Origin of the sequence: Psychrobacter sp. GW64-MNA-CIBAN-0177 (assembly GCF_040309585.1) — a bacterium.
GTDB lineage: Bacteria > Pseudomonadota > Gammaproteobacteria > Pseudomonadales > Moraxellaceae > Psychrobacter > Psychrobacter okhotskensis.
On record NZ_JBEOOY010000515.1, the window covers coordinates 1 to 246 of the forward strand.

General features: G+C 65.4%; 1 protein-coding gene. It reads left to right on the top strand.

Translation table 11 applies throughout. The features are described 5' to 3' along the window. Positions 1-246, top strand: a 246-nt coding sequence (locus tag AAEY79_RS16045; RefSeq protein WP_352289693.1) for a hypothetical protein, incomplete at both ends; no start/stop codon positions are given.

Below are 246 nucleotides of genomic sequence, written 5' to 3' on the forward strand. Positions count from 1 at the left end.
TCAACGGCCTGGTCTTCCAGTATGTGAAGGAAGACCCCAAAACCGTGATGAGCATGCTCTGGTACGGTTTCCCGGTGGTGCGCTACCTGCTGGCCTGGGCCGTGGGCACGCTGATCCTGAGCATGGCCTTCAAGGGCGCTGACCGCGCAACGCGCCCACGGGGCCCGTTCAGCGGCGGCACGATCAGCACGCGCCAGGTGGCGCCGTGGTACAGCCGCATCGCAGTGTTCATGGTCTGCGTGCTGG